The 6,469-nt window shown below is 66.3% G+C and carries 5 protein-coding genes; 1 reads left to right on the top strand and 4 read right to left on the bottom strand.

Annotation, left to right across the window (positions count from 1 at the left end; translation table 11 throughout):
* Window positions 1-823: 823 nt before the first annotated feature.
* The 4 genes from HNO80_RS10695 to HNO80_RS10680 are packed head-to-tail and all read right to left on the bottom strand — an operon-like array spanning window position 824 to window position 4,955.
* Window positions 824-1,597, bottom strand: a complete 774-nt coding sequence (locus tag HNO80_RS10695) for an ABC transporter ATP-binding protein (RefSeq protein ID WP_175322834.1) — start codon at window positions 1,595-1,597, stop codon at window positions 824-826.
* The gene (locus HNO80_RS10690; RefSeq protein ID WP_175322833.1) at window positions 1,594-2,685 is read right to left on the bottom strand and encodes an ABC transporter ATP-binding protein; all 1,092 of its coding nucleotides are present in this window, start codon (window positions 2,683-2,685) and stop codon (window positions 1,594-1,596) included. The genes HNO80_RS10695 and HNO80_RS10690 overlap by 4 nt, the downstream gene beginning before the upstream one ends.
* Complete coding sequence (locus HNO80_RS10685; protein WP_175322832.1) at window positions 2,682-3,650, bottom strand: branched-chain amino acid ABC transporter permease; 969 nt, start codon at window positions 3,648-3,650, stop codon at window positions 2,682-2,684. The genes HNO80_RS10690 and HNO80_RS10685 overlap by 4 nt, the downstream gene beginning before the upstream one ends.
* Window positions 3,651-3,659: 9 nt before the next feature.
* Window positions 3,660-4,955: a branched-chain amino acid ABC transporter permease gene (locus tag HNO80_RS10680; protein ID WP_175322831.1), complete on the bottom strand. Its 1,296-nt coding sequence runs from the start codon at window positions 4,953-4,955 to the stop codon at window positions 3,660-3,662.
* 511 nt (window positions 4,956-5,466) lie between these two features.
* Between HNO80_RS10680 and HNO80_RS10675 the strand changes: the two genes are divergently transcribed.
* A complete protein-coding gene (locus tag HNO80_RS10675; protein WP_175322830.1) occupies window positions 5,467-6,390 on the top strand; it encodes a Bax inhibitor-1/YccA family protein in 924 nt (307 codons plus the stop codon).
* Window positions 6,391-6,469 lie beyond the last annotated feature (79 nt).

The following is a 6,469-nucleotide window of genomic DNA, read 5'->3' as shown; positions in this document are numbered from 1 at the left end:
TGCTCCCCGGGAGTCGGAACTGAATTTCTCAGTCCAACTTCCGGGGAGCAGTTCACCCCGGACGGGGGTCTCTTGCATGCCGGGGGAGGTGCGGTCCGGGGACCTGCGTCACGCACAGCCGACTTTCGACCGCCGGGGGAAGTGCCCGACGCCGGAAACCCGCCCCGGGCCGCTGGATCGGATTCACGCTACGGAATCGGACCAGGGCATCCCGGATCCGGGGTGCGCCCGTCCGGAACCGGCGCGGAAACGAGGGGCGGGCCGCCGAGTCAAGTGCCAAGCCTGCGACCTGATCAAGGAACCCGCTGATGCTGGGGGGCCGGACAGCGTCGTCAGGCCGCTGTGGGCGCTGGAGGCTGCGGAATCGGATTCCCGCTACGGAACCGGACGAGGGCCTCCCGGATCCGGGGTGCGCCGGTCCGGAACCGGCGCGGAAACAGGAGGGATGGGCACCCGGAGGGGCGGACGACGTCGGGCCGGCGGTGGCCTGCGGAGGCTGCGGCGCCGGATTCTCGCTACGGAACTCGACGGGGGCCTCCCGGATCCGGGGTGCGCCGGTCCGGAACCGGCGCGGAAACGGGACGGGTGGGCGCGTGGAGGGGCGCACGACGTCGGGCCTGCTGTGGGCGACGGAGGCAGGCGCTTGCGAAAGCGCCGTTGTTGCGCCGGGGAGGAACGAGCGCAGGCGCCGAGCAAGTGGCTGGTGAGGCGCCCGGAGACCTGCTGAGGCGCCCGAACGGTACACGTGGACCCGCACACGCGCCGGGCACGCAGAAGGGCCGCCACCGGCTGGTGACGGCCCTTCGGGACGGCGATGGTCGGACTAGTCGACCGTGTCCGCCAAGGTACCCAGGTACAGCTGGATGACCTTGGGATCCTTCATGAGTTCCCGGCCGGTGCCCGTGTACGCGTCCTTGCCCTGGTCCAGGACATAGCCGCGGTCACAGATCTGCAGGCAGCGGCGCGCGTTCTGCTCCACCATGATCACGGAGACGCCGGCCCGGTTGATCTCGTGCACCCGCAGGAAGGTTTCGTCCTGCTTGACGGGGGAGAGGCCGGCCGAGGGCTCGTCGAGCAGCAGCACGGCCGGGTCCATCATCAGGGCACGCCCCATGGCGACCATCTGGCGCTCGCCGCCGGAGAGCGAGCCGGCGCGCTGGGCCCGTCGCTTGGCCAGCTCCGGGAACAGCTCTGCGACGAAGTCGAACCGCTTGGCGAAGTCCTTCGGCCGCTGGAACATCCCCATCTGGAGGTTCTCTTCGATGGTCAGGGCCGCGAAGACGTTGTTGGTTTGCGGGACGAAGCCGACGCCCCGGCTGACCAGTTTGTTGGCCTTCAGCCCGGTGATGTCCTGGCCACGGACCACTACGGAGCCGGAGTGGACCTTGACGAGGCCGAACATGGCCTTCAGCAGGGTCGACTTGCCGGCGCCGTTGGGCCCGATGATGCCGATCAGCTCACCCTTGCGGGCCTCGATGCTGCAGCCGTTGAGGATGTTGACGCCCGGGATGTAACCGGCCACCAGGTCGGTGACCTTGACGACCGAATCGCCCTCGTATGCGTTCTTCGCGGCGGTGGCCGCACTCGTGGCGCTCATTCTGTGTCCTTCTCTGTCCGGTTCGGCTCCTCGGCGCTGCGCCGGCCGTGCCCCGCACCGTTGGCGGTTTCGGTGCCCGGTGTTTCCGTCACGAGCACGTCGGCGGAGATGATGCCCGCGTTCTCGGTGCCGACGATTGACTCCTCGTCGGCCTCAAGTTCGGCTGCGAGCACCTTGATGCCTTCCGAATCGCCAAGATCCACGTCGTGGTGGGCGCCCAGGTAGGCGTCGATCACGGCCGGGTTCTTCATGACCTCGGCCGGCGGGCCCTCGGCCACGATCTTGCCCTCGGCCATCACCACGACCCAGTCGGCGATGTGGCGGACCATGTGCATGTCGTGCTCGACAAACAACACGGTCATGCCCTCGGCCTTGAGGTTCTTGATGTGGTCCAGCAGGGACTGGGTCAGCGCCGGGTTGACGCCTGCCATCGGTTCGTCCAGCATCACGAGCTTCGGACGAACCATCAGCGAACGGGCCATTTCGAGGAGCTTGCGCTGGCCGCCGGAGAGGGACGCCGCGTAGTCGTCCTTCTTGGCGTCGAGCTTGAACTTCTCCAGCAGCACGTTGGCTTCTTCGGTGATCTTCTTTTCCTGGCCGCCCCAGATTCCCTTGAACAGGGCCTTGGAGAGCCTCTCGCCGGATTGGTGTGAGGCGCCCAGCCGCATGTTCTCCATGACGGTGAGCTTGCCCATGACCTTGGTCAGCTGGAAGGTGCGGACCATGCCCATGCGGGCCACCTTGTAGGAGGAGACGCCGGCCAGGCTGTTTCCTTCGAACTGCCATTTGCCCGTGTTCGGCGTATCGAAGCCCGTCAGCAGGTTGAACAGGGTGGTCTTGCCGGCGCCGTTGGGGCCGATCAGGGCCGTGATCTTGTGCCGCGGGATCTCGAGGTATTCGACGTCGACGGCGTTGATGCCGCCGAAGCTGCGGGTGACGTTCTCCGCCACCACAATCGGATCGCGCTTCTTGCAGCCGGGAGCGATCTCGCCGGCCGCAATCGGACGCGTGTCCGTCATGTAGTCGATGTTCTCTGCGGCCTCGGTGGAGCCGACGCCGGTCTTTGGTTCTTCGCTGTGCATGCTCATGCGAACGCCAGCTCCTTCTTGTTGCCGAAGACGCCCTGAGGCCTAAAGATCATCAGCAGCATCAGCGCGATGCCGACCAGGATGTAACGCAGCTGGCCGGCCTGGACCGTGTTCAGCCACGTGACGGCGCCCGATTCGATCAAGCCGTACAGCACGCCCTGGGTGAGCGAGAGCACGACCCAGAAGATCATCGCCCCGACGACGGGCCCCAGCACGGTGCCGAGGCCGCCGAGCAGCAGGCAGGTGTAGAGGAAGAACGTCAGCTCGGTGCCGTAGTTGGCCGGCTGCACCGCACCGCGGGGGAGGGTGAAGACCATGCCCGCGAGGGCTCCGAGCACGCCGCCGATGACGAGGGCCTGCATCTTGTAGGAGTAGACGTTCTTGCCGAGCGAGCGGACGGCGTTCTCGTCTTCACGGATACCCTTCAGGACGCGGCCCCAGGGGCTGCGCATCAGGAGCCAGACCAGCAGGCAGCAGACGATCACCAAGGCCCAGCCGACCACGCGGATGAAGAAGTCGCGGTTGTTCATCCCGAAGTACGATCCTTCGGGGAACGGGTTCATGGCGTAGAAGTCGCCTTCGAAGGCGGCCAGGCCGTTGGCGGAACCGGTCACCGAGGTGAGCTGGTTGGTGGTGACGATGTAGCGGACGATTTCCGCGGCCGCGATCGTCACGATGGCGAGGTAGTCGGCCCGCAGCCGGAGCGTGGGGATGCCTAGCAGCAAGGCGAAGATCGCCGAGCAGACGACGGCGATCAGCAGGCCCACGAAGAACGGCACGTGGAACGTCAGGGTGGAGATGGCGAAGCCGTAGGCTCCCACCGCCATGAAGCCGGCCTGGCCGAAGTTCAGCAGGCCGGAGTAGCCGAAGTGCACCGCCAGGCCGAGGGCGGCAAGCGCGTACGCCGCCGTCGTCGGGCTGAGCAGCTCACCGGCAGCGCTGGAAAGAATAAATCCGAAGTCCATGTCTGTCTCCTAACCCACGCGCTCGCGGCGGCCCAGGATGCCCTGAGGCCGGAACAAGAGGACAACGATCATGATGAACAGTGCTCCCACGTACTTGAGGTCGGCGGCGAGGCCGAAGACGGTGGTCAGCTCCACGAAGATGCCGACGATGATGGATCCGAACAGGGCGCCCCAGACGGTGCCGAGGCCGCCGAGGGTCACGCCGGCGAAGATGAGCAGCAGGATCTGCGAACCCATATCGAAGGTGACGCCGGGACGGTAGTACGCCCAGAGAATGCCGCCGAGCGAGGCGAGCATGCCGCCGGTGACCCAGACGATCCGGATGACCGAGTCGACGTCGATGCCGGAGGCCGCGGCCAGTGCCGGGTTATCGGCGACCGCGCGGGTTGCCTTGCCCAGCCGGGTCTTGAGCAGTACGACGCCGAGGACGGCGATGACGACGACGCTGATGAGCAGGGACCAGAGGTTGTTGGGCGAGATGGAGACCGGCCCGACTTGGATTTCCGCGCTCTGGGCGAAGGGCAGCTGCTGGGTGGCGCCGCCGAAGTAGAACTGGATCACGTAGCGGACGGCGAGGGCGAGGCCGATGCTGACGATCATCATCGGGACCAGGCCGGTGCCGCGGCGCCGCAGCGGCTTCCACAGCCCGGCGTCCTGGACGTAGCCGAAGAGCCCGCCGCCGAGGAGGGCGAGGATGATGGAGAGCCAGAACGGCAGGTTCATGGCGTTGAAGCCGAAGACGAGGACGGCGCCGAGCGTGACCATCTCGCCGTGCGCGAAGTTGGTCAGGCCGGTGGTGCCGAAGATCAGCGACAATCCCACCGATGCGAGGGCGAGCAGCAGGCCGAAGCTCAGGCCCGCCACCAGGCGGTTAAGCAGGTTCTGGCCGAAGTCTTGCTGCTGGACCACGATGCCCTTGCCGAAGGCGAAGATCACCGACAGGTTGGACGTCTGGCTGAAGCTGACCTTGCGGGGGTTTTCCTGGCCCTCGGCGAGCTTGATGCCCTGGGGCAGGGTTTTCACGTCCAGTTCGACCTCGTAGGTCCCCTGGGTGGGGACGCCGATGGTCCAGGAACCGTTGGGACCCGATTTGGTTGTTCCGGTAAAGTCGCCGCTCTTGGCGGTGATGCTGACACCGGCGAGCGGGGCGCGGTCATCGCCGCGCAGGAAGCCGCTGATGCTGTTTTGGAACGAGGTGCTCGACGGGGATGGTGTCGGCGAGGGGGTCGCGGCCTGGGATGCCGGTGCGACGACGAGCAGAAGGGCGGCCACGGCGGCGAAAAGGGCCCCCACAGCTTTCAGCATTCTGCCGCGCCGTCTCTGCGACAGGCCTCTCGGTGTGCTTCTCAAATTGAAAACCTCCACATGGGGGTGGTCTGGGTTGCGCCATTGCAACCGCTGCGAACGGTCAGGGGACGAGGGTAGAGCGGATACTGCGATGCGATGGAGCGGTTCTTGCTTGTGATGTTCGTCACCCTGTTGGGCCAATGTTACAGGCCGGGCGGGACAACTAATGCCGCTGCGAGCAGGGAGAACGTCGCGATCGCGTAACAACCGTGAAGCAGACGGACCGGCGGGATTTAGCCGAGCTAAAGAAAACTTTTGTTGATTCCGAGGATTCCTAAACATTCGGCGGACGGGCGGCCCGCCGGGGCCGAAGCAGGGCGGGGGCGGGCCGCACCAGATCACGGTTTCATTGCGGCAGGAACCCGAAGGGAACTATCCCTGCCCGCCGGGCGTGGGAATTGGTAGCGTGAGACATAACGATCCTCACCACCGATCATCACCTACCCCCTTAATTTGGAGGACACCAGCAATGGCACTTGGCGGAAACCCGATCTTCAACGGAAAGAACTTCCGTGGAGCCACCCAGGCACCGCCTGCCCCGCAAGCGCCGTACGGGCAGGGCTACGGCCAGAACCCGTATGGCCAAAACCAGTTCGGCCAGCCCCAGTACGGCCAGGCCCAGGCCGGCTGGAACCCGGCGCAGCAGGCGATGAGCAGCGACCAGCTGCAGGACATGTACAACCGCCCTGCCGCCGGACCAGCCGACAGCGGCCGCATGACCTTTGACGACGTCATCATGAAGACGGCGGCCTGCCTCGCGGCCGTGATCGCGGGCGCGGCCGTTACCCTCGTGGTGGCGCAGGGCCTGGCCTCGATGCTGATGATTGTCGGTGCGCTGGGCGGCTTTGTCCTGGCCCTCGTCAACACCTTCAAGAAGCAGCCCTCGCCGGCGCTGATCCTGGCCTACGCAGCCCTTGAGGGCCTGTTCCTCGGCGGCCTGACCCGGATCCTCGACGGGATGTTCCCGGGCGTCGGGCTCCAGGCCGTGATCGGAACGCTCTCCGTCTTCGCCGTGACCCTAGTCCTGTTCAAGAGCGGCAAGGTCCGCGCCACCCCCAAAGCGATGCGCTTCTTCATGATCGCCCTGATCGGCTACGCCGTCTTCGCGCTCGTCAACATGGTCATGATGTGGACCGGCGCCGTGCAGACCCCGTTCGGCCTGCGTACCCAGGTCGAGCTCTTCGGGATCCCGCTGGGTGTCTTCATCGGTCTGCTCGCGATCGGACTGGCCGCGTTCTCCCTGATCATGGACTTCACCAGCATCGAAGCCGGCGTCCGCAGCGGCGCCCCGCAGCGCTTCTCCTGGACCGCGGCGTTCGGCCTCACGGTCACCCTCGTCTGGCTCTACGTCGAGATCATCCGCCTGCTGGCCATCCTGCGCGGCGACGACTAGCCGGCAACCGCACAACAGCACGACTTATGAAGCGGGCCCCGCCGGATGGCGGGGCCCGCTTCGTGCCTTCCGCCCCGGC

This window comes from Arthrobacter sp. C9C5, assembly GCF_013359735.1.
Lineage (GTDB): Bacteria > Actinomycetota > Actinomycetes > Actinomycetales > Micrococcaceae > Arthrobacter.
This window is presented reverse-complemented; position numbering and strand designations above follow the sequence as displayed.

Bases quoted from the DNA above. Each gene is read 5' to 3' on its own strand.
- HNO80_RS10695 (WP_175322834.1), bottom strand. From the start codon at position 1,597: ATGAGCGCCACGAGTGCGGCCACCGCCGCGAAGAACGCATACGAGGGC.
- HNO80_RS10690 (WP_175322833.1), bottom strand. From the start codon at position 2,685: ATGAGCATGCACAGCGAAGAACCAAAGACCGGCGTCGGCTCCACCGAG.
- HNO80_RS10685 (WP_175322832.1), bottom strand. From the start codon at position 3,650: ATGGACTTCGGATTTATTCTTTCCAGCGCTGCCGGTGAGCTGCTCAGC.
- HNO80_RS10680 (WP_175322831.1), bottom strand. From the start codon at position 4,955: ATGCTGAAAGCTGTGGGGGCCCTTTTCGCCGCCGTGGCCGCCCTTCTG.
- HNO80_RS10675 (WP_175322830.1), top strand. From the start codon at position 5,467: ATGGCACTTGGCGGAAACCCGATCTTCAACGGAAAGAACTTCCGTGGA.